Origin of the sequence: Streptomyces sp. NPDC051452, assembly GCF_044454765.1 — a bacterium.
In the GTDB taxonomy this organism is placed as follows: Bacteria; Actinomycetota; Actinomycetes; order Streptomycetales; family Streptomycetaceae; genus Streptomyces.
The window spans coordinates 121,738-144,870 of sequence record NZ_JBITEB010000006.1; the positions used below are offsets into that span (position 1 = coordinate 121,738).

The following is a 23,133-nucleotide window of genomic DNA, read 5'->3' on the forward strand; positions in this document are numbered from 1 at the left end:
CCGGTCGCCGCCCCCGGCTCAGCCTTCCGTGACGCCTTCCGTGACGCCTTCCGCGACCCGTTCCAGCAGGGCCACCGGGCGTTGTTCGAAGAGGTCCGCCACGCGTGCGTGGCCGGTGAACTCGCGGCCCGGGGCGAGTACGTCCGCCCAGCGGCCCGGCGGCAGCGGCAGGCGTGTCTCCTGCCAGCCGCCCGCCTCCGCGAGCCGCAGCGACAGTCGGGTGACCGCGGTGATCACCTCGCCCGAGCGGTCGAACGCCAGACAGTGCCCGGCCGCCGGGCCCTCGGCGGTCAGCGGGGCGTATCGCGCGCTCACGCCGAAGGCCTCGGGCCGCCGGGCCCGCAGCCGCAGCGCCGCCGCCGTGAGCGCGTCCTTCTCGCCGGGCGCCTCGGGCGGGTACGGCACCGGCCGACGGTTGTCCGGGTCCACCAGCGCCCGATACTCGCTCTCCGTGCCCTGGTACACGTCCGGCACCCCCGGCATGGTCAGGTGGACCAGCGCGGTGCCGAGGACGTTGGCCCGCACATGCGGGTCCAGCGCCTTGCGGAACGCCGCCACCTGCTCGCCGGGCGCACCGCACGGCCCCGCGGCGACGAAGGCCGTCACCGCCTCCTCGTACGGCGCCTCCTGCTCCGTCCAGCTGGTGTACATGCCCGCCTCGCGCACGTGCTTGAGCAGCGCCGCCCGCACCCGCTCCTCCTCGGCCGGCCCCAGCCCGAACACCGTCTGCCAGGCCGCCCAGGCCAGCTGCCCGTCCGGTACGCCCCCCTCGGACCGGGTCACCTCGGCGAGCAACCGCGCCCAGCGCTCCGGGCACTCGGTGAGTACGGCCAGCGCGGCCCGAACGTCGGCGCTGCGCTTGGTGTCGTGCGTGGTGACGACCGTGCCGGTGCCGGGCCAGTCGCGCTGCACGCGCGCGCAGTACGCGTGGAAGTCGTCCGGCGACACACCGGGACTGCCCGGGTCTCCGCCCACCTCGGTCGTCGACAGCAGCGGCACGTACCGGTAGAACGCCGTGTCCTCCACGGACTTGGCGCGCAGTGCCGACGCGGTCTGCGCGAACCGGGCGCGGAACTCCACCCGGTCGGCGTGGTCCGGCGCCGACGGGCCGCCGGGCGGTTCGACCAGCAGTCGGCGTACGATCCCGACCGCCTCCGCCTCCTCGGCGACGACGAAGGCCAGCCGGGCCTCCTGCGCGGCCTCCTCGGTGACGACGGCGGAGGCGTCACCGGCCGCGTACGGCCGGTAGACCCGCATCCGCACCAGCAGCTCCTCCAGGGCCGTGCGCAGCGCCCAGGGCGCCCGGTCGCGCAGCGCGAGATCCGGTGAGGCGGCGCACAGCCGTACGGCCACCCGGGTGAGCCGGTCGGTCTCGGTGGCCAGCTCGTGTGTGAGCACCTTGTAGGCGGCCCGGCGGACCGTGGCCTCCCAGTTGCCGCCGCGGTCGGTCTGCGGCGCCGCGAACGCCCGGTAGCGGCCGAGCAGCTCGTATGCCCCGGTGCGGTCCGTGAACAACCCGTCGACGTGCCGCAGGGCGTCATAGCCCGTGGTCCCGGCGACCGGCCAGGTCTCCGGCAGGTGTTCGCCGTCGGCGAGGATCTTCTCCACCACCGTCCAGCGACCGCCGGTGGCCTCGTGCAGCCGGGCGAGATAGCCGTCGGGGTCGGCGAGCCCGTCGGGGTGGTCGATCCGCAGCCCGTCGACCACGCCCTCGTCGAGCAGCTGGAGGATCTTGGCGTGGGTGGCGTCGAAGACCTCCGGGTCCTCCACCCGCACGCCGATCAGCTCGGAGATGCTGAAGAACCGCCGGTAGTTCAGCTCGGTGCGCGCCAGCCGCCACCACACCGGGCGATACCACTGGGCGTCGAGCAGCTCCGGCAGGGGCAGCCCCGCGGTGCCGGCCCGCAGCGGGAAGACGTGGTCGTGGTAGCGCAGGACGTCGCCGTCGACCACGAGGTGGTCGCGCTGGGAGCGGAGCGGGCCGCCCAGCACCGGCAGCAGCACCCGGCCGTCCTGCGCCGCCCAGTCGATGTCGAACCAGCGCGCGTACGGCGACTCGGGCCCCTCGCGCAACACCTCCCACAGGGCGTGATTGTGCCGGGGAGCCATGGCCATGTGGTTCGGCACGATGTCCACCACCAGGCCGAGGCCGTGCTCCCGCGCGGTCCGCGCCAGCGCGCGCAGCCCCTCCTCACCGCCGAGTTCCTCGCGCACGCGCGCGGGGTCCACGACGTCGTACCCGTGCGTGGAGCCGGGGACGGCCTCCAGCACGGGGGAGAGGTGCAGGTGTGAGACGCCGAGCGACGCCAGGTACGGTACGGCCGACTCGGCGGCCGCGAAGGGAAACGCGGGCTGGAGCTGCAGCCGGTAGGTGGCCGTGGGCACCCGTGGTCCGGGTCGCGCAGAAGTCATGGGAACCTACGTACCCAGCCTGCCGTCTTTCGTGTCATCAACGCCCGCACGGACCCCCGCACGCGTGCATGGTTTCGGACGACGGGAAGCGCGGGGACGGACGCGACGGGCAGGGCGGGGGCGGGTACGGCGGGGGCCGGCGCCGCCGGTGGACGGGGCCGGGGCCGTACCCGGGACACGTACCGCCAGGTGAGCGCCCTGACCGGTCCGCCGCTGCCGGGCGTGTCGTTCCTCGGGCGGCTGCCGACGGCCATGGCGTGCCCCGCCACGGCGCTCATCACCCCCATGGCGGTGTGGACGACCCGCGCGCGTGCCCGACCGGCGCGCCGGCACGGACACCCGCCCGTCCGACCGGCTCCCGCCGCCCCTGCCCGGCGGGGTACGGCACCGGGCAGGGTCCGGTGCCGTACCCCGCATCCTCTACGCCGGCCGCTGCAGCACGGTGAGACTGCGGTCCGGCAGGGTCAGGTGGTCGCCCGCCGCGACCTTCGGGCCGGTTCCCGGTGGGACGCCGTCCGCGCGGGACGTGTCGACCACGACCTGCCACTGCTCTCCGTGGTCGACCGGCACCTGGAAGTCCAGCGGCTCGGGGGAGGCGTTGAACATCAGCAGGAAGGAGTCGTCGGTGATCCGCTCCCCGCGCGGGCCCGGCTCGGAGATGGCGTTGCCGTTGAGGAAGACCGTCAGCGCGGACGCCGGCGCCGAGTCCCAGTCCCGCTGCGCCATCTCACCGCCCTCGGGGGTGAACCAGGCGATGTCGGACAGCTCGTCGTGCGTTCCCTCCACCTGGCGGCCGTGGAAGAAGCGGCGCCGCCGGAAGACCGGGTGGTCCCGGCGCAGCCAGACCATCGCGCGCGTGAACTCCAGCAGACCCTGGTCGTCCTCCTCGGGCCACCGCACCCAGGAGATCTCGTTGTCCTGGCAGTAGGCGTTGTTGTTGCCGCGCTGGGTGCGCGCGAACTCGTCACCGTGGCTGATCATCGGCACGCCCTGGGACAGCATCAGCGTGGCGATGAAGTTCCGCATCTGGCGGGCGCGCAGCCGCAGCACGTCCGGATCGTCGCTGTCGCCCTCCTCCCCGCAGTTCCAGGACCGGTTGTGGCTCTCGCCGTCCCGGTTGTCCTCGCCGTTGGCCGTGTTGTGCTTGTCGTTGTAGGACACGAGGTCGTGCAGGGTGAACCCGTCGTGACAGGTGACGAAGTTGATGGAGGCGAGCGGGCGGCGGCCGTCGTCCTGGTAGAGGTCGGAGGAGCCGGTCAGCCGGGAGGCGAACTCGGCCAGTGCCCGCGGCTCGCCCCGCCACAGATCCCGGACGGTGTCCCGGTACTTGCCGTTCCACTCGGTCCACAGCGGCGGGAAGTTGCCCACCTGGTAGCCGCCCTCGCCGACGTCCCACGGTTCGGCGATCAGCTTCACCTGGGAGACCACCGGGTCCTGCTGCACCAGGTCGAAGAACGACGACAGCCGGTCCACCTCGTGGAACTGCCGGGCCAGCGTGGCCGCGAGGTCGAAGCGGAAACCGTCGACGTGCATCTCGGTGACCCAGTACCGCAGCGAGTCCATGATCAGCTGGAGCACGTGCGGGGACCGCATGAGCAGCGAGTTGCCGGTGCCCGTGGTGTCCATGTAGTAGCGCGGGTCGTCGGTCAGCCGGTAGTACGAGGCGTTGTCGAGCCCCTTGAAGGACAGCGTCGGGCCCAGGTGGTTGCCCTCGGCGGTGTGGTTGTAGACGACGTCGAGGATGACCTCGATCCCGGCCTCGTGCAGCGCCCGGACCGCCGACTTGAACTCCAGGACCTGCTGGCCGCGGTCGCCCCAGGAGGCGTACGCGTTGTGCGGGGCGAAGAAGCCGATGGTGTTGTAGCCCCAGTAGTTGTTCAGGCCCATGTCGACCAGCCGGTGGTCGTTGACGAACTGATGGACCGGCATCAATTCCAGGGCCGTCACCCCCAGCTCCGTCAGGTGTTCGATGATCGCCGGGTGGGCGAGCGCCGCGTACGTGCCGCGCAGCTCCTCCGGGAGGCCCGGGTGCCGCATGGTCAGGCCCTTGACATGGGCCTCGTAGATCACCGTGTGGTGGTACCCGGTGCGCGGGGGCCGGTCGTCGCCCCAGTCGAAGTACGGATTGATCACCACGGAGGTCATGGTGTGCGGCGCCGAGTCGAGGTCGTTGCGCCGCTCCGGCGCGCCGAAGTGGTAGCCGTACACCTCCTCGCCCCAGCGGACCGAGCCGCTGACCGCCTTGGCGTACGGGTCGAGCAGCAGCTTCGCCGAGTTGCAGCGCAGCCCGCGCCCGGGGTCGTACGGGCCGTGCATGCGGAATCCGTACCGCTGTCCGGGCATCACGCCCGGCAGGTACGCGTGCCGCACGAACGCGTCGCTCTCGCGCAGTTCCACCGCCGTCTCCGAGCCGTCGTCGTGCAGCAGACACAGCTCTACTCGGTCCGCGGCCTCCGTGAAGACCGCGAAGTTGGTTCCGGCGCCGTCGTACGTGGCGCCGAGCGGATACGCCTCTCCAGGCCAGACCTGCATGGGCACGACTCTCCCAGGTGCGCCGCCCCCCAGGGGCCGCGTTGACTGCCGAGTCCCCCCCGAAAGTGGGGGAACCTTCCGTGACTTACGTCCCTCTTACCCAGCGACCAGTGTGTACGGCGGCTCTTGTACCCGCCGTGCGCCGAACCAGTGGGGCAATCACGTACTCCCGGGGATGTGTGGGGGAGTAGGGGGAAGATGTGCGCGAGATAGTGCACCGCCACCTGGGCAAGGTGGTGGCCGGTGCGGCCCTGGCGGTGGCGGGGACCGCCGCCATGGTCGCGATCACCCTGCCCGGCACGGCAGGAGCGGACGAAACGGGAGGCAGCCGGGGCGGCGCGGCACAGGCCGCCGCCTGGGCGGGACATGGGCCGGGCGCGGCCCCGCCGGGCGTCGTCGAGCAGGCGCCGGCCGAGGGCGCGAAGGGCACGGGGCGCGATCCGCTGACGGACGACGAGATCCGCCGCGTGGAGAAGATCGCTCTCACCGGGCCGTCGGCGGCCGCGGGCGAGACCGTGGACGGCCGGCACGGTCTCCAGCGGCTCGGCACCGACCTCGCCGACCCCGAGGCGAACGAGCTGGACGACCCGAAGGCGCCCCGCCGGGCGGACGTCACCTTCTACGACTACAAGACGGACCGGCTCATCACCAAGACGGTCGACCTGGCGACCGGCAAGGTCGAACGGTCCGGTAGCCAGCACGGCGTGCAGCCGCCGCTGAGCCGTGAGGAGAACGCCGAGGCGGCGCGGATCCTGCTGGCCGACCCGCTGGGCGCGGGCCTCAAGGCGGACTACAAGGACGCCACCGGCCACGACCTGACCTCCCCGGACCAGCTCCTGCTCAGCAGTGCCGTCTACCGCGCCACCCCGGGCGGCAGGCCCGCCGCGCTCGACGCGTGCGGCGAGCACCGTTGCGCGCGGCTGTTTCCCAAGGTGAAGAACGGCCCCTGGATCGACGCCCGGTGGCTGATCGTCGACCTGAGCGCCCGCAAGGTCGCCGAACTCGACGGCCACTGAGCCCCGTCCGCCCCTTCACCCTTTCCGACGTGCGCGTTCTGCAAGGGAGCCACTTCCTCATGCGCGAAAACAGAATCACCCGTACCCGTACCCGTATCAGCGGTGCCCGCGGGCGGGTGGCCACCGGTCTCACCCTGGCCGCGCTGGCCGCCGGCGCGACGGCCGGCGCCGGACCGGCCGTCGCCAGGCCCGCCACGGCGCCCGTGGCATCCGCCGCGGCCGCCGACTGCAGCGCCGCCTACCGGATCGAGCAGAAACTCTCCACCGGCACCACCTGGCGGATGTGCTGGCGCTACGACAGCAAGGCCGGGCTCACCCTGGAGCACGTCTCCTACCAGCCCAAGGGCGAGAGCAGGCCCATCAAGGTGCTCAACAGCGCCCGCCTGGCCCAGATCGACGTGCCCTACGACAACGGCAGCGTCGAGTACGACGACCTGACCGGCTTCGGCTTCGCCCAGGGCCTGGTCGACCTGGCGCCGGGCGAGTGCCCCGGCGGCACCATCAAGACCGTCAAGGTCCCCCAGGGCGACCCGCGGCACCCGAACGTCAAGGGCCTGTGCACCACCACCCGTTCGCGCGGCCACGCCTACCGCATGCAGCAGGACGCCACGAACAAGGTCTACCAGGCGCAGGGCAAGGACCTGCTCGTCTACACCGTCAACAAGGTCGGCTGGTACGAGTACATGACCGAATGGCGGTTCCAGGACGACGGCACCGTCAACATGAACGTCGGCGCCACCGGCAGTCTCTCCCCCTACGACTACGACGCCCGCGACGGCCGCGGCTGGCCCATCGGAAAGGGCGCCGACGCCTACGCCACCAGCCACAGCCACAACGTCTTCTGGCGCCTGGACTTCGGCCTCGACGGCTCCTCGAAGACGAAGATCGAACAGTACGACTCGACGGTCAAGGCGCCGGCCGGGCCGCAGCAGGCCCCCACCACCAGGACCACCCGCACCAAGGTCACCAGGGAACTCGCCGGCGACTACAAGACCTACCGCTGGTGGCGGGTGGTCAGCGCGACCGGCAAGAACAAGGACGGGCACGCCCGTTCGTACGAGATCGTCCCCGGCGCCACCACCAAGTACCCCGGCCGCAGCTTCACGAAGCACGACATGTACTTCACCGAATACAACCCGTGCGAGAAGTTCGCCAGCAACAATCCGGGCAACTGTCCGGCCGGGGCCGGCAAGTCGGTCGACAAGTGGGTCAACGGCCAGACGCTCACGCACCCGGTGGTCTGGATGAACGTGGGCTTCCACCACATCGCCCGGGACGAGGACCAGCAGCCCATGCCGATCCACTGGCAGGGCTTCTCCATAGCCCCGCGGGACGTCACGGCTATGAATCCGCTCACCCCGGCCGATCTGGCATGGCAGAACGGGCACTACGAGCCGCGTAGTTGAGAAATCCGACCTGTCCATCCGGCTGCACCGCCGACCGCTCGCGGAGTACCCTTCCTTGATCGTTGAGACGGGAAAGGCCCGGGGGGCGGAAGGCGGTGCACGGGTGGGCTCGGGAGGGCTGGAGCTGCCCCCTGGTGACGAGGGTCACGAGGGAAACTCCACAGACGTCCCGCCCGGCGCGGTGTCCCTGGCCCGGCCGATGGACGCGGGGACCATCGGGCCGGAGCTGGACTGGGACGCCGACGCCTGGCGCGAGGTGCGCACCCGCGCCCAGCGGGCGGGCCGGGCCTATATTTGGCTGAACCTCGTCGAACAGCGGCTGCGCGCCGTCGTGGCCGCCGTGCTGCGGCCCGTCTACGAACCCGTCCACGGCGACGACTGGGTGGTCGCCGCGGCGGGGCCGGCCGGACAGGAGTGGGTGCAGCGCGCGGTCGCCGTCCGCGAAGTCAGCCGTCGCAAGGGCTATCTGCTCGACCCGGCCGACGACAACGTGCTCAGCTTCCTCACGCTGCCCCAGCTGCGCGAGCTGGTGGTGCAGCACTGGCCGTGCTTCGAGCCGTACTTCGACGAGCGCCGCGACCTCGAACTCGCCCTGGACGAGCTGGAAGTGACGCGCAACGTCGTCTCCCGCAACCGGGCCCTGTCGCAGGCGGTGCTGGGCCAGGCCGAGCGGGCCTCGGCCCGGCTGCTGGACATGCTCGGCGCGGGCGGTGACGTGCCCTCCGCGCGCCGGCTGCCCGTGGACGCCGTCGAGGACCTGGTCGGCGACCGCTACGCCGACGTCGTCGCCGTCCACCCCGACCGGGTGCGGCTGATGCGCCAGTTCCCGGCCGAGGACATCTTCGACGGAGCCCGCCGCCTCGACGCCATCGGTATCGGCCTCAACCTGCTGGTGCAGAACTTCTCCGGCCGCCGGCTGCTCCGGCTGGCCGAGTCCGGCTGCCGGGTGCGGCTGCTCTTCCTCAACCCGGCCTCCAGCTCGGTCAAGCGGCGCGAGCGCGAACTCGGGATGAAGCGGGGCGAACTGAGCCGGTCGGTCGAGATGAACATCCTGCACATGCGCCGGGTGCGCTCCCGGCTGCGCGACCCGGGCGCCTTCGAGATCCAGGTGTACGACGAGACACCGCGCTTCACCGCCTACCTCGTCGACGGCGACGGTGCCGACGGCATCGCCGTGGTGCAGTCCTATCTGCGCGGGGCCCGGGGGATGGAGTCGCCGGTCCTCGTGCTGCGCAACGGTGGTCGACTGATCAAGTCGGACGATGCGGTCAATGCCGGCCTTTTCCCGACATACCGCGAGGAGTTCGAGCTCGCCTGGGCGGACTCGCGCCCGGTGTCCTGACCCCTTGCCGAGCGAGCCGGACCGGCCGGACGGCCGGTCCCGCACGCGGGGGCGAGCGGAACGCGGTCCCCGGATTGTCAGTGCCGCGTGCGAGGGTGAGAACCACTGGGGGAAAGCACCACGAGAAGGGGGGCCGCCCATGGGCTGGCACCGGGAGCTGCTGATCGGCTTCGACCTGGAGACGACCGGGACCGATCCGCGCGAGGCACGCATCGTGACCGGCGCGGTGATCGAGGTCCGGGCCGGTGAGCCCGCCGGACGCCGGGAGTGGCTGGCCGACCCGGGCGTGGAGATCCCGGCCGACGCGGTCGCCGTGCACGGCATCACCACCGCGCGAGCGGCGGCGCAGGGCCGTCCGGCCGACCAGGTCGCCGACGCCATCGCGGGCGTACTGGTCTCCTACTGGCAGGCCGGTGTCCCGGTCGTCGCCTACAACGCGGCCTTCGACCTCACCCTGCTCTCCGCCGAACTGCGCCGCCACGACCTGCCGTCGCTCGCGGACCGGCTGGGCGGCGCGCTGCCCGCCCCGGTCATCGACCCCTACACCATCGACCGCTGGGTCGACCGCTACCGCCGCGGCAAGCGGAACCTGGAAGCCGTCTGCACCGAGTACGGCATAGCGCTCGACGCGGCGCACAACGCCTCGGCGGACGCCCTCGCCGCGGCCCGCCTGGCCCACGCGATAGCCGACCGCCACCCGAAGATCGCGTCCCTGGGCGCCGCCGAACTGCACCAGCGGCAGATCGAGTGGTACGCGGCCTGGGCGGCGGACTTTCAGGCGTTCCTGCGCCGCAAGGGCGACGCGGACGCGGTGGTGGACGGCGTGTGGCCCCTGCGCGAGCCGGCGGACGAGCGGGTCTGAGAGAGCGGGTAGACGGTCCGGGCGGTACCGGGTCGGACGGGTACCGGCCGATGCGGGTACCGACCCCAGGGGGCCTGCCCGGACGCGTGGCGGCTCAGAACGGATACCAGCGCACCGTCTCGTCCCCGGCCCGCAACGACGCCACCCGCCGCCGGAACTCCGCCAGCGCCATGGGGTTGGACGGCGCGTGCTGGGCCACCCAGGCGCAGCTGGCCGTCTCCCGGGCGCCCCGCAGCACCGAACAGCCCTCCCACTCCCGCACGTCCCACCCGTAGGCCTCGGTGAACGCCTCGTACGCCTCGGTGGGCAGACCGTACCGGTCGCGGGAGAGCGCCATGACCACCAGATCGTGCTCGCGCAGATCGGTGGAGAAGGTCTCCAGGTCGACCAGGACCGGCCCGTCCGGCCCGATGTGCACATTGCGGGGCAGCGCGTCACCGTGGATCGGTCCAGGCGCCAGACGTGGCGTCAGCGCCGCCGCGGCCGCCGCGAAACCGTCCCGGCGCTCACGCAGGAAGGCGGCGTCCGCCGGGTCGATCGCCTCGCCCGCGAGCCGCAGCCAGCGCTCCACACCGCCCAGCAAGGCGCGCGGCGGCAACACGAAGGGAGGAGTGGGCAGTGCGTGCACGATCCGCAGCAACCGCGCCAGATCCCGCGGCTCGGCCGGCCGCACCGGCTCGGGCAGCCGATGCCACACGGTCACCGGATGCCCCTCCACCAGCCGGGGCCGCGGCTGAGCCGCCCGCACCGCCGGCACGCCCTCCTCGGCGAGCCAGCCGGCGATGTCCAGTTCGCGCCGGGCCCGCTCCAGCAGCTCGGCGTCGCGGCCCACCTTCACCACCAGGTCACCGGCGGCGAACACCGCGTTCTCGCCGAGGGCGAGCAGCCGCGCCTGCCCGGCCGCGCCCGCCGGCAGCACCCCCGCGCCCGCCAGTACGTCCCGCGCCCGTGCCTCGTCCATCGTCATGCCTCCGTGCCGTCTTCCCGCGCGCCGACCTCCCGCGCGTCCTCGCGGGCGGTCCTCGCGACGCCGTCTTCCCGTGCCGGCCCCGGGGTGGTCCGCTCCCGGGGTCCGCGGGTCCGGGTCCGGGTCGTTCCCCGGTCAGTCTCGCATTCGCACAGGTCGGCCCGTGTGCGCGGTCCCTTGACGAGGTCTCGGGCCTTTACAACCATGAACACGCCAACCGGTGCCGGCAAAGGGGCTGATTCCGTGACAGCAGTGGCCGAAACGCGGCGGCCCGCCCGTCGCCGGAGCGGCGATCACGGCGCCTGGTTCCTGGTGTTGCCCGCCCTCGTCCCGATCCTCGTGCTCAGTGTCGGCCCCCTGCTCTACGGCGTCCTGCTCGCCTTCACCGACGCCCAGTCCGGCCGCACGGCCGCCACCCGGTGGATCGGTGCCCTCAACTTCCGGGACCTGCTGCACGACACCCTCTTCTGGGAGTCGTTCCGGATCGGGCTCGTCTGGGCGGCCGGAGTCACCGTGCCCCAGTTCCTGCTCGCCCTCGGCCTGGCCCTCCTGCTCGACCGGGACCTGCGCCTGCGCACGGTGGCCCGCGCCCTGGCGATCGTGCCCTGGGCGATGCCCGAGGTCGTCGTCGGCATCATGTGGCGGCTCGTCTACAACCCGGACGCCGGCGTGCTCAACGAGACCCTGCGCGACCTCGGCATCGGCAGCGGCCGGGACTGGCTGAGCGGACTGGCCACCGCGCTGCCCGCCGTCATCGTCGTAGGCGTCTGGGCGGGCCTGCCGCAGACCACGGTCGCCCTGCTCGCCGGACTGCAGAACGTGCCGCGGGAACTCCACGAGGCCGCCGCCGTGGACGGCGCGGGCGCCTGGCGCCGCTTCCGCGCGGTCACCTGGCCCGCACTCCGACCGGTGGCCCTCGCGATCACCGCGCTCAATCTGATCTGGAACCTCAACTCCTTCGCCCTGGTCTACGTCCTCACCAGCGGCGGACCCGGCGGAAAGACCCGGTTGCCCATGCTCTTCGCCTACGAGGAGGCCTTCCGCTACGGCCAGTTCGGCTACGCGGCGGCCATGGGCTGCGTGCTGGTCGCGGTCGTCGCGGTCCTGCTCGCCGTGTTCCTGGCAGGCCGGCTGCGAGGCGGTGACGACGCGTGAGGTTCCGCCGCACCGCCCGCGCCGGTCAGTACGCCGCCCTGCTCGGCTATCTGCTGTTCCTGGCCTTCCCCCTGCTGTGGCTGCTGTCCACCGCGCTCAAGTCCCCGCGCGAGCTGGGCAGTCTGCACCCGACCTGGATCCCGCGCCACCCCACCCTGGCCAACGTCCGGCAGGCCTTCACCGAACAACCGCTGGCGCACGCCGCCCTCAACTCCCTGCTGGTGGCGCTCTGCACCGCCGCCGTCGCCGTACTCGTCGCGACCCCGATGGCCTACGTCATGGCCCGGCGGCGCACCCGCCTGGCCCGGGCCGCCACGGGCTGGGTGGTGGTCAGTCAGGCGTTCCCCTTCGTGCTGCTGATCATCCCGCTGTTCCTGGTGCTGAAGAACCTGCGCCTGATCGACTCCCTGACCGGGCTGGTGCTGGTGTACGTGGTGTGGGCGATGCCGTTCGCGCTGTGGATGCTCGTCGGCCACGTCCGGGCGGTGCCCGTCGAACTGGAGGAGGCGGCGGCCGTCGACGGCGCCGGACGGCTGCGCACCCTGGTGTCGGTGACGGCACCGCTGCTGGCGCCGGGCATCGCGGCGACCGCGCTGTTCGCGTTCGTCACCGCGTGGAACGAGTTCTTCTTCGCGCTGGTGCTGCTCAAGAGCCCCGGCAGACAGACCCTCCCGGTCGTCCTCACCCACTTCATCGGCGCCGAGGGCGTGGCCGACCTCGGCCCGCTGGCCGCGGCCGCCTTCCTCGCCACCCTGCCCTCCGTGGCCGTCTTCGCCCTCGTCCAGCGGCGGATCGCCGGCGGCCTGCTCACCGGGGCGGTGAAGAGCTGATGAGGACCCCCGCCAAGGTGCTTCTGGCGCTCCTGCTGCTCGTCGCCGGCTGCTCCTCACCAAGGCACGCCGGCGGCCCGATCACCCTGCGCTTCCAGTCCCTGGCCTGGCAGCCGGAGTCCGTCGCCGCCAACAAGGACCTGGTGAGGCAGTGGAACGCGACCCACCCGGGCGTCAGGGTCGAGTACGTCCAGGGCAGTTGGGACAGCGTGCACGACCAGTTGCTCACCTCCTTCGAGGGCGGTCAGGCGCCGGACGTCATCCACGACGCCTCCGACGACCTCGCCGACTTCGCCTACGGTGGCTACCTCGCCGACCTGACCGGCCTGCTGCCCGCCCGGCTCCGGTCCGACATCCCGAGGCGCGGCTGGCAGGCGACGACCTTCGGACACGGCGTCTACGGCGTTCCGTTCCTCCAGGAGCCCCGGGTGCTGATCGCCGACGCCGCCCGGCTGCGCGCCGCGAGGGTCCGCATCCCGACACCGGAACACCCCTGGAGCTGGGCGGAGTTCCGGCAGGTCGCCAAGGAGCTGAGCGGGCCCGGGACATACGGGGTGGCCTGGCCGCTCAAGGAGCCCGTCTCCGCCACGCTCAACCTGTCGCTGTCGGCGGGTGGCCGGCTCTTCCACCGGGGTGCGGACGGCAAGGTCGCCGTGCGCTTCACGACCGGCGACGAGGTCGTGCCGCGCACCGTCCACGAACAGGTCGCCGTCGACCACAGCGCCCCCGCCTCGACGCTCGGCAGCGGCGGCTCCGACACACTGCCCGGCCTCTTCGGCGGCCGGTACGCGATGGTCCCGCTGGGCTTCTCCTACCGCCAGCAGATCGTGCGGCAGGCTCCGAAGGGATTCAGCTGGGAGGTACTGCCCGCCCCGGCCGGCTCCGACGGGCTCACCCAGGGCGTGTCCCCGCAGACCCTGTCCGTCTCCGCCGACTGCCCGCACAAGAAGGAGGCGGCCGCCTTCATCGACTTCCTGCTGCGGCCCCGGAACATGGTCCGCCTCGCGCTCGGCGACTGGATGCTCCCCACCGGCACCCGGGCGCTCGCCGATCCCGCCCTGCACACCGCGAAGTACGGGTGGGCGACCGGCACCGCCCTCGCCGCCCGGCTCCGCACGGCGCCCGCGCAGTCCGTCCGCGGCTACCCCGAGTGGAAGGACAAGGTCGCCACCCCCGCCTACCAGGAGTACTACAGCGGCGCGATCTCCCTCACCGAGCTGCGCCACCGTCTGCAGAGGGACGGCAACCTGGTCCTGGCCCGCTATCAACGCTGAGCCGGCGAACCGTCCGGCAGGTGCGTGGCCCGGCACGGAAAACGAGGTAGACGAGACGTCTCGTCTTGCGTAGGGTCCTTCCCATGACCACGACCTCGCCCCGGACCACGCCCGCGCGAAGCGCACTCGCCACGCCCCCCGCCACCCCCGCCCACATCGCCATGTTCTCCATCGCCGCCCACGGCCATGTGAACCCCAGCCTGGAGGTGATCCGGGAGCTGGTGGCCCGCGGGCACCGGGTCACCTACGCCGTCCCGCCCGCGTTCGCCGACAAGGTGGCCGCCACCGGCGCCCGCCCGGTGCCCTACACCTCGACGCTGCCCGGCCCCGACGCCGATCCCGAGGCCTGGGGTTCGACCCTGCTCGACCATGTCGAACCGTTCCTGGCGGACGCGATCCAGGCGCTCCCGCAACTGATCGAGGCGTACGAGGGCGATCGGCCCGACCTGGTCCTGCACGACATCGCGTCCTATCCGGCCCGCGTCCTCGCCCACCGCTGGGGCGTCCCGGCGATCTCCCTGTCCCCGTGCCTCGTCGCCTGGGAGGGCTACGAGGAGGAGGTCGCCGAGCCGATGTGGGCCGAGCCGAGGAAGACCGAGCGCGGGCGGGCCTACTACGCCCGGTTCGCGGCCTGGCTGGCGGAGAACGGGATCACCGAACACCCCGACTCCTTCGTCGGCCGTCCCGCACGCTCGTTGGTGCTCATCCCCAAGGCCCTCCAGCCGCACGCCGACCGGGTCGACGAGCGGGTCCACTCCTTCGTCGGCGCCTGCCAGGGCGACCGGAGCGAGCAGGGCGACTGGCAGCGGCCCGCCGGTGCCGAGAAGGTCGCCCTGGTGTCCCTCGGCTCGACCTTCACCAAGCAGCCCGGCTTCTACCGGCAGTGCCTGCGTGCCTTCGGGGACCTGCCCGGCTGGCACCTGGTCCTGCAGATCGGCAGGCAGGTGGACCCGGCCGAGCTGGGGGACCTGCCGGACAACGCCGAACTGCACTCCTGGGTGCCGCAGTTGGCGATCCTGCGACAGGCCGACCTGTTCGTCACGCACGCGGGCGCCGGCGGCAGCCAGGAGGGTCTGGCCACGGCCACCCCGATGATCGCCGTACCGCAGGCCGCCGACCAGTTCGGCAACGCCGACATGCTCCTGGCGCTCGGCGTCGCCCGGCGGCTGGCCACCGAGGAGGCCACCGCCGACCGCCTGCGCGAGGCCGCCCTCGCCCTGGTGGACGACCCCGAGGTCGCCCGTCGACTGAAGGCGATCCAGGCGGACATGGCCCAGGAGGGCGGCACCCTGCGCGCGGCGGACCTCATCGAGGCCGAGCTGCCCGCGGACCGCCACCGATAGCGGACCGTCTCCGACGGCCCGCGATGCCGAACCGCCCGGTACCGGCCGGGTGTCGAAACCGCCGGGGACGGGGCGGGGCCCGTCGATCCCCCCGTGGAATCGACGGACCCCGCCCCGGCCGGGAGGCGTCAGACCGGAACCCGCTCGCCCTCCTCGGGCACCGGCCGCGCGATCGTCTCGGGCGCCTCGTCGTGGGTGAGATCCGGCAGTCGGTGCAGCCACCTGGGCAGATACCAGTTGCGCTCACCGAGCAGCGCCATCACCGCCGGCAGCAGTACCCCGCGGATCACGGTCGCGTCGATGAGGACGGCCGCCGCCAGACCCACACCCATCTGCTTCATGGACTGCATGGACAGGGTGCCGAAGATCGCGAACACGGCGACCATGATGACCGCGGCGCTGGTGACGACCCCCGCCGTGGTGACCACCCCGTGCCGGATCGCGTCCCTGGTGTCCCGGCCGCGCAGCCGTGCCTCGCGGATCCGGGAGACCACGAACACGTGGTAGTCCATGGACAGCCCGAACAGGATCACGAAGAGGAACAGCGGCAGCCAGGTCACGATCGCGCCGACGCCCTCCGCGCCCACCAGCGAGGCACCCCAGCCGTGCTGGAAGACGGCGACGAGCACACCGTAGGCGGCGGCCACCGACAGCAGGTTCAGCACGATCGACGTGATCGCGATGGTCAGCGAGCGGAACGACAGCAGCATCAGCAGGAAGGCGAAGACGACCACGAACGCGAAGACCGGGACGACCGAGCCCATCAACTGGTCGTTGAAGTCGTGGTTGCCCGCGACCTGTCCGGTCACCGGTGCCCGCACGCCGTCGACCTTGCCGAGCGTCGCCGGGCGCACCTCGTCGCGCAGCTTCTCCAGACTCCGGGTCGCCCTGTCCATGTCCGAGCCGCCGACCAGCGGTACCGACACCAGGGCCACGTTGCGCTCGTCGTGCAGCTTGATGTCTATCGGGCCGCGCGAGGCGCCCGAGGCGATCGCCTCCTTCTTGAAGTCCGCCAGCGCCCGGCGGACCTCGGGGGCGTTGATGTCCTTGGCCTGGACGACGACCTGGGCGGGTTCGCTGCCGCCCGGGAAGGCGTCGTTGACCCGGTTGTAGGTCTGCACCATGGGGAGCGAGTCGCCGAACTCCTGGTCCAGCGTGAGCTGCTGGGTCTTCATGCCCACCGCGGGCGCGGCGATCGCCAGCAGCGCGCCGGCCGCGACGACGACCGACACCAGCGGCCTGGCCAGCACGACCCGCAGGACGGCCGACCAGAACCGGCTGCCGTCCTGCGCGCCGCGCTGCCGGCGCCGGCGCCCGAGGAACGGAAGGCGCCCCTTCTCGACCCGCTCGCCGAGCAGCGACAGCAGCGCGGGCAGGACCGTCACCGATCCGACCATGGCGACCGCCACCACCATCAGCGAGGCCAGGCCCATCGCCTCGAACTCGGCGAGGCCGGTGAACAGCATGCCCGCCATCGCCACGCACACGGTGACGCCGGAGACGACGATCGCCCGGCCACTGGTGGCGGCGGCGATTCGCAGCGCGGTGTCCGCGTCCCGCCCGGCGGCCCGTTCCTCCCGCTCGCGGCGCAGATAGAACAGGCAGTAGTCGACGCCCACGGCCAGACCGACCAGCAGCATCACGGAGTTGGCGGTGTCGCTCATCGGCTGCAGATGGCTCACCAGGCCCATCAGGCCCATCGTCGCCATGATCGCGGTGATCGCGAGGGCCACCGGGAGCAGCGCGGCCACCAGCGCCCCGAAGGCGATCAGCAGGATGCCGAGGGCCACCGGCACGGCCGAGTACTCGGCCTGCTGGAAGTCGTCCCCGAAGGCGTCCTGGTACTGCTTCTGCATGCTGGCGCCGCCGATCTCCTCGATCCGCAGGCCCTCGTGCCGCTGCTGCACCCCGGCGACGGCCTTCAGCACCGGCTCGATCCGGTCGGCGGCCGTCTTCGCGTCACCGCGCAGGTCGAACCGCACCAGCGCGCTGCGGCCGTCCCGGGAGACGGTGTGCGTGTCGTACGGTGAGGTCACCGCCGTGACCTCGCCGGTGCCGTCGACGGCCTTGACGACATCGGCGACGGCGGCCCGGAACGCGCCGCTCGTGGCGGTGACGGCACCGCCCTCGGACTGGATCAGGACGGTCTCCCCGGCCGGCTCCTTGATCCCCGCGTCGTCGATGATCCGTGCCGCGGTGTGGGTCTCGCCCGTGAGCTGATTGCCCTCGTCCACGTCGACCCGGCCCGCCGCCGAGCCGAGTCCCATCGCCAGGACGACGAACAACACCCATATACCGACGGCCGCCCAGCGGTGCCGGGCGCTCCAGCCGCCGGCGCGGGCGGCCAGTCCCCGCACCTGTGTCTTCCCCATGGCGGGCATCCCCCTCGTGTGCGGTGACGGCCCCCTGCCGCCACACCTGCGCTTGCTCCGCTACGACGGTAGGGGGCCGGAGGGGGGCGTCTCGTCGTGCTGCCCGGTGAGGTGCGGCGGCCCCGGCTCACCACTGGGGAGGACGGCGGCCCCTTACATCTATCGCCGGTTCTCCGGGACACCACTCAGGGGCGCGGTCCGGTGATCCTCGCTCTGCCGCTCACCTCGCCGCCCATCCGCGTGTCCGATCCGCCGACAGAGATCCACTTTGTGATTACGGAACCTTGTTGAACAAGTCACAGCTGCGTGTAGGAGTTGATCCGCACCGGGGTGATCGGCCAGAGTTTCGCGCAACCGGCACGCGCCGGTCCCGCGGTCGTCGTGCCCGCCCCCACGGGGCACGGCGACCGTTCTAGGGTGGCCGGATGACCACCTATGCGGCGCTGCTGCGCGGAATCAATGTCGGCGGCGGCAGAAAGCTCCCCATGGCCGAACTGCGCACGCTCATGACCGGGCTCGGCCACACCGGCGTCCGCACCCATCTGCAGAGCGGCCAGGCGGTCTTCACCACCGACGACGGTGACACACAGTCGCTGGCGGAGCGGCTGAGCCGGGCGATCGAGGAGCGCTTCGGCTTCGCGGTCGACGTGCTCGTGCGCGACCACGCCTATCTGAGCGCCGTCGCCGAGGCCTGTCCGTTCCCGGCCGCCGACCTCGAAGCCAGGCAACTGCACGTCACCTACTTCTCCGCGCCCGTCACCCCCGACCGGTTCGCGGAGATCGACCAAGCCGCCCGTCTCCCCGAGGAGTTCCGGCTCGGCGACCGCTGCCTCTACCTGTACGCCCCGGACGGCCTCGGCCGCTCCAAGCTCGCCGAGCAGCTGGGCCGCCCGCGGATCACCAAGGGTCTGATCGCCACCAGCCGGAACTGGAACACCGTGCTCAAGCTCGTCGAACTGACCGCTCCCCAGGCCTGACGCTCCGGTCCCCGACCGGCCGGCCCTCACCTTCGGTCGGCCTTCACCTTCGGCCGGCGTTCACCTGCGTTCCCCTTCGGCGCGGACGGCCGGATCAGGGCCGCCAGCCGAGCCGGGCTCGAAGTGGCCGATAACCGTCCCTCCGTCGGCCCGGGTGCCGTCGCGGGTGTGACGCGCGGGCCGGGACCGGCGCAGAACGAAGAGCCACCGCGGTCCGACGCCACAGGGGAGCGCCGGATCGCGGGGCCGTTACCACGTGCCCGCCGTCGACGGGCCCGGCTCGTCGAACTCCGCGAAAAGTCCGGCACCTTCTTCCTAGGCTGAAGCGCGCGCAACGGCCGAAGCGGAACGGACGAAGGAGACGGGCGGCCCATGACCCTCACGCAGCCGCAACTCTCGCCGTTCCCGGCGGCGTCCGGTGCCCGGTCAACGCACACCGGTCACCCGGATGGGTGGCGATTTTCGGCCCACTCGGCGCCGTCACCACCGCACGGGCCGACCCGGCCAGACCAGGGCGCCGATCAACGCCCGCCCCGCCGTCACCCGGACGCCGCACGCGTACGGACCCCCCGCGCGCGAACCACCGGGATCGGTAACGTCAGCGGCCCGGGCCCGCCCGCACCGAAGCCGCGGCGCCCCCGGCCCCGACGGCTGCTCAGGACCGGTAGCCCCCTGACGAACACATGCGAGGACACCACATGAGCACGTACAACTTCGGACACGTCAACGGATCGGCCGGCTTCGGCGACATCAACGGACCCGACCTGGAAACCCTCATGGACGTCGCCGACCGGCTCACCGCGACGCTGCACGCCGAGTACCCCGAACTCGTCGACCAGGGCGAGAGCATCCAGCACGAACTCGGCCTGTCCGCCGAGGACGGACTGCCGCCCAACCGCGGCCGGATCCGTTCCGCGCTGGAGAACATCGCCATCAGGGCGGCCGCCGGCACCGGCAGCCTCACCTTCACCCAGCACCTCACGCACGCCCTCGGCCTGTGACCGCACCGGGCCGGCCCGAAGGCCAGCGCCCTGCTCAGGCGCCGAGCGCGGCGAGTGCCGGCCGACGGGCGGCGTCGTAGCGGCGCAGCAGCAGTCGCGCCACCTCGGGGGCCGGCCCCAGTACCTCCGCCAGCAGGTCCGCCTCGGCCGCGCCCCGCGCGATCCGGTCCGGCAGGAAGCCGGGGGCCAGGACATAGGGCGCGACGGCGACCCGCTCGCAGCCGAGGGCGCGCAGCGCGCGCACCGCGTCCTCGGTGCGCGGCAGGGACGCCGAGGCGAACGCGCACCGCACGGCGCGCCAGCCGGTGCGCCGCCACTCCCGCGCGACACCGCGGACCACCGCGATCGCCGCCGGGTCGCTCGACCCGGCCGCGGCCAGCACGACCCCGGTCGAGGACCGGTCGGCCGGCGTGAGTCCCGCCTCGGACAGACGCCGTTCCAGTGCCGACAGCAGCAGCGGGGACGGGCCGAGCACCTCCGCCTGCCGGATCCGCAGCCGCGCCGGCGCCTCCCGTAGTACGGCCGGGATGTCCGACTTGGCGTGGAAGGCGCGGGTCAGCAGCAGCGGCAGGGCGACCACGTCCCGCACCCCCTCGGCCGCCAGCGACTCCAGCAGCCCGCGCACCGAGGGCACGCTGAAGTCCAGGAAGCCGGTCTCCACCCGCAGCCCCGGCCGCAGCGACCGTACCCGCTCCACCAGGGCGTGCACGGTCGCCGCATGCCGCGGATCACGGCTGCCGTGGGCGATGACGAGGAGAACGGGCTGTGTGGACACGAGACCTCAGCTCTTCACCAGCAGACCGCGACTGCGCAGCACCCACCGCTCCAGCGGGCTGAAGATCAGCAGGTCGATCGCGATACCGACGAACAGGATGAGCAGGATCGCCTCGAACACCATCGCCATGTCGCTGGCGGTGCGGGCGTTCTCCAGCAACTGGCCGAGACCCACGCCCAGATCGGGGAACTGGGCGATGATCTCCGCGGCCATCAGCGAGCGCCAGGAGAACGCCCAGCCCTGCTTCAGGCCCGCCACATAGCCGGGCAGAGCCGCGGGAAGGGTGACGTGCCAGACGCCCTTGACGCCCGTCGCGCCCATCGTGCGGCCCGCACGCAGGAAGAGCGGCGGCACCTGGTCGACTCCGGACACCAGGCCGTTGGCGATGGAGGGGACCGCTCCGAGCAGGATCACCGCGTACATCATGGAGTTGTTCAGTCCCAGCCAGATCACGGCCGGGGGCACCCACGCCACCGAGGGCAGCGACTGCAGTCCGGACAGGATCGGGCCGATGGCCGCGCGCACGAACTTCACCCGGGCCACCAGCAGACCCAGCGGGGTGCCGATGAGCAGCGCGAAGAAGAAGCCCAGCAGGCCGCGCGAGACGCTGGTCCAGATGTAGCCGACCAGGTCGCCGCGCAGCCAGGCGTCCTGGAACGCGTGGCCCACCGCCGCCGGCGAGGGGAGCTTGGCCGGGTCGTCGACCACCGGGTACAGCAGGGTCCAGGCGACCAGGACCACCGCGACGGCGACGATCGGCGGCAGGATCTTGCCGACGAGCGTCTGCCGGAGCGTCGGCCGGCCGGTGGCCGTGGTCTCCAGCGCGTCCAGGCCCGCCTCCACGCTCCCGGCGTCCGGGACCGGTGTCGTCTCAGTGCTGGCCATGACGGCGGATCTCCCCACGCAGTACATCGGTGATCTCAAGGGACAGTTCGGCCACGGGCGCGTCCTCGATCCGGCGCGGCTGCGGGATGTCGACCGTCCACTCGCGCGCGATCCGGCCCGGGCGGGAGGACAGCAGGACGACCCGCTGCGCGAGCCGGACCGCCTCGCGCACATTGTGTGTGACGAACAGGACCGACACACCCGTCTCCGCCCAGATCCGGGTGAGCTCGTCGTGCAGTACGTCCCGGGTGATGGCGTCCAGCGCCGCGAAGGGCTCGTCCATCAGAAGGATCTGGCTCTCCTGCGCCAGCGCCCGGGCCAGCGCCACCCGCTGACGCATACCGCCGGACAGCTCGTGCACCCGCTTGCCGTACGCGCCGCCGAGCCGGACCAGTGCGAGCAGCTCCTCGGCCTTGCCACGCCGCTCGGGCTTGGGAACTCCCCTCAGCCTGAGGGCGAGTTCGATGTTCTTGCCGGCGGTCAGCCACGGGAAGAGCGCGTGTTCCTGGAACATCAGGGCCGGGCGGCCGTCCGTGGCGATGGAGCCGGCCGTCGGCCGGTCGAGGCCGGCCACCAGGTTCAGCAGTGTGGACTTGCCGCAGCCCGAGGCCCCCAGGAGGGTGACGAACTCGCCCGGCGCGACATCGATGCTGATGTCGTCCAGGACGAGCTGCTGTCCGCCCGGCGTCGCGAAGGACTTCGAGACATGCTCGAGGCGTGCGGCGTACTCGACCGACTCGGCGGTCTTGGTGAGAGTCGTGGCCATGGTCGTCACCTCCTGGGAACTCATCGGGACTCGCGTCAGCTGCTGCCGAGACCGGCGGCGTCGACCGGGCTCGCGCCCTGCGCCTTGAGGACCTTGTTGAGAAGCGTGAGGTCGTAGATCCCCTTCAGGTCCGGCTTCTTCAGCAGCCCGGCCTTGACCGCGTGGTCGGCCTCGGTGCGGAGCGTGGAGGCGAGCGGGTCGTCGATGAACTGGATCGACTTCCAGGCCGGGTCCAGGACGGCGGCCGGCAGCGCCTTGCCGGAGTCGGCCTCCAGCTGCTTGTTCGCGGCGGCCTTCGCCTCGTCCGGGTTGGCGTTGATCCACTTGTTGGCCTCGACCGAGGCCTTCAGGACGGCCTCGACCGCCTTCGGGTGCTCCTTGAGGAAGGCCTGGCGGACGATGATGTTGGTGATCACGAACTTCTTGCCCGGCCACAGCGTCGACTCGTCCAGCAGCACCTTGCCGCCCTCGGCGACCAGCTTCGACGCGGTCGGCTCCGGCACCCACGCACCGTCGACGGACCCCGACTTGAAGGCGTCCGGCGTGATCTTGTTGTCGGTGCGGACGACCGTGACGTCACCCTTGCCGCTCTGTGCGTCGACCTTCCAGCCCTGCTCGGCGGCCCAGTTCAGGAACGCCACGTCCTGGGTGTTGCCCAGCTGCGGGGTGGCGATCCGCTTGCCCTCCACGTCCTTCAGGGACTTGATCTTGTCGGGGTTCACCACGAGCTTCACACCGCCCGACGCCGAACCACCGATGATCTTCAGGCTCTTGCCGTCGGACTTGGCGTAGCCGTTGATGGCGGGGGAGGGGCCGATCCAGCCGATGTCGATGGACCCGGAGTTCAGCGCCTCGATCTCCGAGGGACCCGCGTTGAACGTCGCGTACTTGGCCTCGGTGGCGCCCAGCTGCTTCTGGAAGAAGCCCTTCTGGTTGGCGACCAGGGCGGTTCCGTGGGTCAGGTTGCCGAAGTACCCGATCTTGACTGAGTCGAGACCGTCGATCTTCTTGGCCCCGGCGGCGACCTTGGCGGTGTCGTTCTTCTTGGCGTCGGACCCGTAGCCGCAGGCGGCCAGGGTGAGCAGGGGCAGCGCGGCTATCACCGCGAAGGTACGGCGGAAGGTTGTTGTTGCAGGCACGGGAGGTGTTCCTCTCGGAGGCCCGGCGGTCACGGTCTCTCAGGTCGCGGCCGGGAGGTCGGCAAGGGTCTTCGTCGCT

General features: G+C 72.1%; 18 protein-coding genes. 10 read left to right on the forward strand and 8 right to left on the reverse strand.

The features are described from left to right. Positions 1-18: 18 nt before the first annotated feature. The gene (gene treY, locus ACIBA9_RS17345; RefSeq protein ID WP_399363786.1) at positions 19-2,412 is read right to left on the reverse strand and encodes a malto-oligosyltrehalose synthase; all 2,394 of its coding nucleotides are present in this window, start codon (positions 2,410-2,412) and stop codon (positions 19-21) included. 420 nt (positions 2,413-2,832) lie between these two features. Continuing rightward, positions 2,833-4,944: a glycogen debranching protein GlgX gene (glgX, locus tag ACIBA9_RS17350; protein ID WP_399363788.1), complete on the reverse strand. Its 2,112-nt coding sequence runs from the start codon at positions 4,942-4,944 to the stop codon at positions 2,833-2,835. Positions 4,945-5,144: 200 nt separating this feature from the next. Here glgX and ACIBA9_RS17355 point away from each other — a divergent pair, with 200 nt between their 5' ends. The 4 genes from ACIBA9_RS17355 (at position 5,145) to ACIBA9_RS17370 (ending at position 9,570) form a co-directional block, all read left to right on the forward strand. After that, positions 5,145-5,960, forward strand: a complete 816-nt coding sequence (locus ACIBA9_RS17355; protein WP_399363789.1) for a Tat pathway signal sequence domain protein — start codon at positions 5,145-5,147, stop codon at positions 5,958-5,960. Between the two features lie 59 nt (positions 5,961-6,019). Continuing rightward, entirely contained in the window at positions 6,020-7,366 is a 1,347-nt protein-coding gene (locus tag ACIBA9_RS17360; RefSeq protein ID WP_399363791.1) for a copper amine oxidase, read from the forward strand. Between the two features lie 103 nt (positions 7,367-7,469). After that, positions 7,470-8,708 (forward strand): SAV2148 family HEPN domain-containing protein, encoded by a 1,239-nt coding sequence (locus tag ACIBA9_RS17365; RefSeq protein WP_399363793.1) that lies wholly within the window; start codon positions 7,470-7,472, stop codon positions 8,706-8,708. A 139-nt stretch (positions 8,709-8,847) separates the two neighbouring features. Next, complete coding sequence (locus ACIBA9_RS17370; protein ID WP_399363795.1) at positions 8,848-9,570, forward strand: 3'-5' exonuclease; 723 nt, start codon at positions 8,848-8,850, stop codon at positions 9,568-9,570. Between the two features lie 94 nt (positions 9,571-9,664). Here ACIBA9_RS17370 and ACIBA9_RS17375 read toward each other — a convergent pair whose 3' ends face one another. Further along, positions 9,665-10,531 (reverse strand): phosphotransferase enzyme family protein, encoded by an 867-nt coding sequence (locus tag ACIBA9_RS17375; RefSeq protein ID WP_399364124.1) that lies wholly within the window; start codon positions 10,529-10,531, stop codon positions 9,665-9,667. Positions 10,532-10,780: 249 nt separating this feature from the next. On the opposite strand from ACIBA9_RS17375, the gene ACIBA9_RS17380 reads away from it, so the two are divergent. The 4 genes from ACIBA9_RS17380 to mgt all read left to right on the forward strand — a co-directional run bounded on the left by ACIBA9_RS17380 (position 10,781) and on the right by mgt (position 15,139). Next, positions 10,781-11,692 carry a carbohydrate ABC transporter permease gene (locus ACIBA9_RS17380; RefSeq protein ID WP_399363797.1) on the forward strand — a complete coding sequence of 304 codons (912 nt, stop codon included), beginning with the start codon at positions 10,781-10,783 and terminating at the stop codon, positions 11,690-11,692. Then, on the forward strand, positions 11,689-12,522 hold the full coding sequence (locus ACIBA9_RS17385; protein ID WP_399363799.1) for a carbohydrate ABC transporter permease: 834 nt from the start codon (positions 11,689-11,691) through the stop codon (positions 12,520-12,522). The genes ACIBA9_RS17380 and ACIBA9_RS17385 overlap by 4 nt, the downstream gene beginning before the upstream one ends. After that, positions 12,522-13,796, forward strand: coding sequence for an ABC transporter substrate-binding protein (locus ACIBA9_RS17390; RefSeq protein ID WP_399363801.1), 1,275 nt, complete (start codon positions 12,522-12,524; stop codon positions 13,794-13,796). Before ACIBA9_RS17385 ends, ACIBA9_RS17390 begins: the two co-directional genes overlap by 1 nt. An 83-nt stretch (positions 13,797-13,879) precedes the next feature. Then, positions 13,880-15,139: a macrolide-inactivating glycosyltransferase gene (mgt, locus tag ACIBA9_RS17395; RefSeq protein ID WP_399363803.1), complete on the forward strand. Its 1,260-nt coding sequence runs from the start codon at positions 13,880-13,882 to the stop codon at positions 15,137-15,139. 128 nt (positions 15,140-15,267) lie between these two features. On the opposite strand, the gene ACIBA9_RS17400 is transcribed toward mgt, so the two are convergent. After that, complete coding sequence (locus ACIBA9_RS17400) at positions 15,268-17,511, reverse strand: MMPL family transporter (RefSeq protein ID WP_399363805.1); 2,244 nt, start codon at positions 17,509-17,511, stop codon at positions 15,268-15,270. A gap of 425 nt (positions 17,512-17,936) precedes the next feature. On the opposite strand from ACIBA9_RS17400, the gene ACIBA9_RS17405 reads away from it, so the two are divergent. Then, positions 17,937-18,488 carry a DUF1697 domain-containing protein gene (locus ACIBA9_RS17405; RefSeq protein ID WP_399363807.1) on the forward strand — a complete coding sequence of 184 codons (552 nt, stop codon included), beginning with the start codon at positions 17,937-17,939 and terminating at the stop codon, positions 18,486-18,488. A gap of 698 nt (positions 18,489-19,186) precedes the next feature. Then, positions 19,187-19,489 (forward strand): hypothetical protein, encoded by a 303-nt coding sequence (locus tag ACIBA9_RS17410; RefSeq protein WP_399363809.1) that lies wholly within the window; start codon positions 19,187-19,189, stop codon positions 19,487-19,489. A 34-nt stretch (positions 19,490-19,523) separates the two neighbouring features. On the opposite strand, the gene ACIBA9_RS17415 is transcribed toward ACIBA9_RS17410, so the two are convergent. The 4 genes from ACIBA9_RS17415 to ACIBA9_RS17430 are packed head-to-tail and all read right to left on the reverse strand — an operon-like array spanning position 19,524 to position 23,054. Beyond that, a complete protein-coding gene (locus tag ACIBA9_RS17415; RefSeq protein WP_399363811.1) occupies positions 19,524-20,264 on the reverse strand; it encodes a sirohydrochlorin chelatase in 741 nt (246 codons plus the stop codon). A gap of 6 nt (positions 20,265-20,270) precedes the next feature. Further along, on the reverse strand, positions 20,271-21,149 hold the full coding sequence (locus tag ACIBA9_RS17420; RefSeq protein WP_399363813.1) for an ABC transporter permease: 879 nt from the start codon (positions 21,147-21,149) through the stop codon (positions 20,271-20,273). Then, positions 21,136-21,939, reverse strand: coding sequence for an ABC transporter ATP-binding protein (locus ACIBA9_RS17425; protein WP_362153115.1), 804 nt, complete (start codon positions 21,937-21,939; stop codon positions 21,136-21,138). The genes ACIBA9_RS17420 and ACIBA9_RS17425 overlap by 14 nt, the downstream gene beginning before the upstream one ends. Positions 21,940-21,950: 11 nt before the next feature. Beyond that, on the reverse strand, positions 21,951-23,054 hold the full coding sequence (locus ACIBA9_RS17430; RefSeq protein WP_399363815.1) for an aliphatic sulfonate ABC transporter substrate-binding protein: 1,104 nt from the start codon (positions 23,052-23,054) through the stop codon (positions 21,951-21,953). Between the last annotated feature and the right edge of the window lie 79 nt (positions 23,055-23,133).

What these genes read in the sequence shown, in the direction of transcription:
- ACIBA9_RS17370 (WP_399363795.1), top strand. Translation starts at nt 8,848, where the DNA reads ATGGGCTGGCACCGGGAGCTGCTGATCGGCTTCGACCTGGAGACGACC.
- ACIBA9_RS17420 (WP_399363813.1), bottom strand. Translation starts at nt 21,149, where the DNA reads ATGGCCAGCACTGAGACGACACCGGTCCCGGACGCCGGGAGCGTGGAG.
- ACIBA9_RS17360 (WP_399363791.1), top strand. Translation starts at nt 6,020, where the DNA reads ATGCGCGAAAACAGAATCACCCGTACCCGTACCCGTATCAGCGGTGCC.
- glgX (WP_399363788.1), bottom strand. Translation starts at nt 4,944, where the DNA reads ATGCAGGTCTGGCCTGGAGAGGCGTATCCGCTCGGCGCCACGTACGAC.
- ACIBA9_RS17375 (WP_399364124.1), bottom strand. Translation starts at nt 10,531, where the DNA reads ATGGACGAGGCACGGGCGCGGGACGTACTGGCGGGCGCGGGGGTGCTG.
- mgt (WP_399363803.1), top strand. Translation starts at nt 13,880, where the DNA reads ATGACCACGACCTCGCCCCGGACCACGCCCGCGCGAAGCGCACTCGCC.
- ACIBA9_RS17425 (WP_362153115.1), bottom strand. Translation starts at nt 21,939, where the DNA reads ATGAGTTCCCAGGAGGTGACGACCATGGCCACGACTCTCACCAAGACC.
- ACIBA9_RS17405 (WP_399363807.1), top strand. Translation starts at nt 17,937, where the DNA reads ATGACCACCTATGCGGCGCTGCTGCGCGGAATCAATGTCGGCGGCGGC.
- ACIBA9_RS17410 (WP_399363809.1), top strand. Translation starts at nt 19,187, where the DNA reads ATGAGCACGTACAACTTCGGACACGTCAACGGATCGGCCGGCTTCGGC.
- ACIBA9_RS17390 (WP_399363801.1), top strand. Translation starts at nt 12,522, where the DNA reads ATGAGGACCCCCGCCAAGGTGCTTCTGGCGCTCCTGCTGCTCGTCGCC.
- ACIBA9_RS17400 (WP_399363805.1), bottom strand. Translation starts at nt 17,511, where the DNA reads ATGGGGAAGACACAGGTGCGGGGACTGGCCGCCCGCGCCGGCGGCTGG.
- treY (WP_399363786.1), bottom strand. Translation starts at nt 2,412, where the DNA reads ATGACTTCTGCGCGACCCGGACCACGGGTGCCCACGGCCACCTACCGG.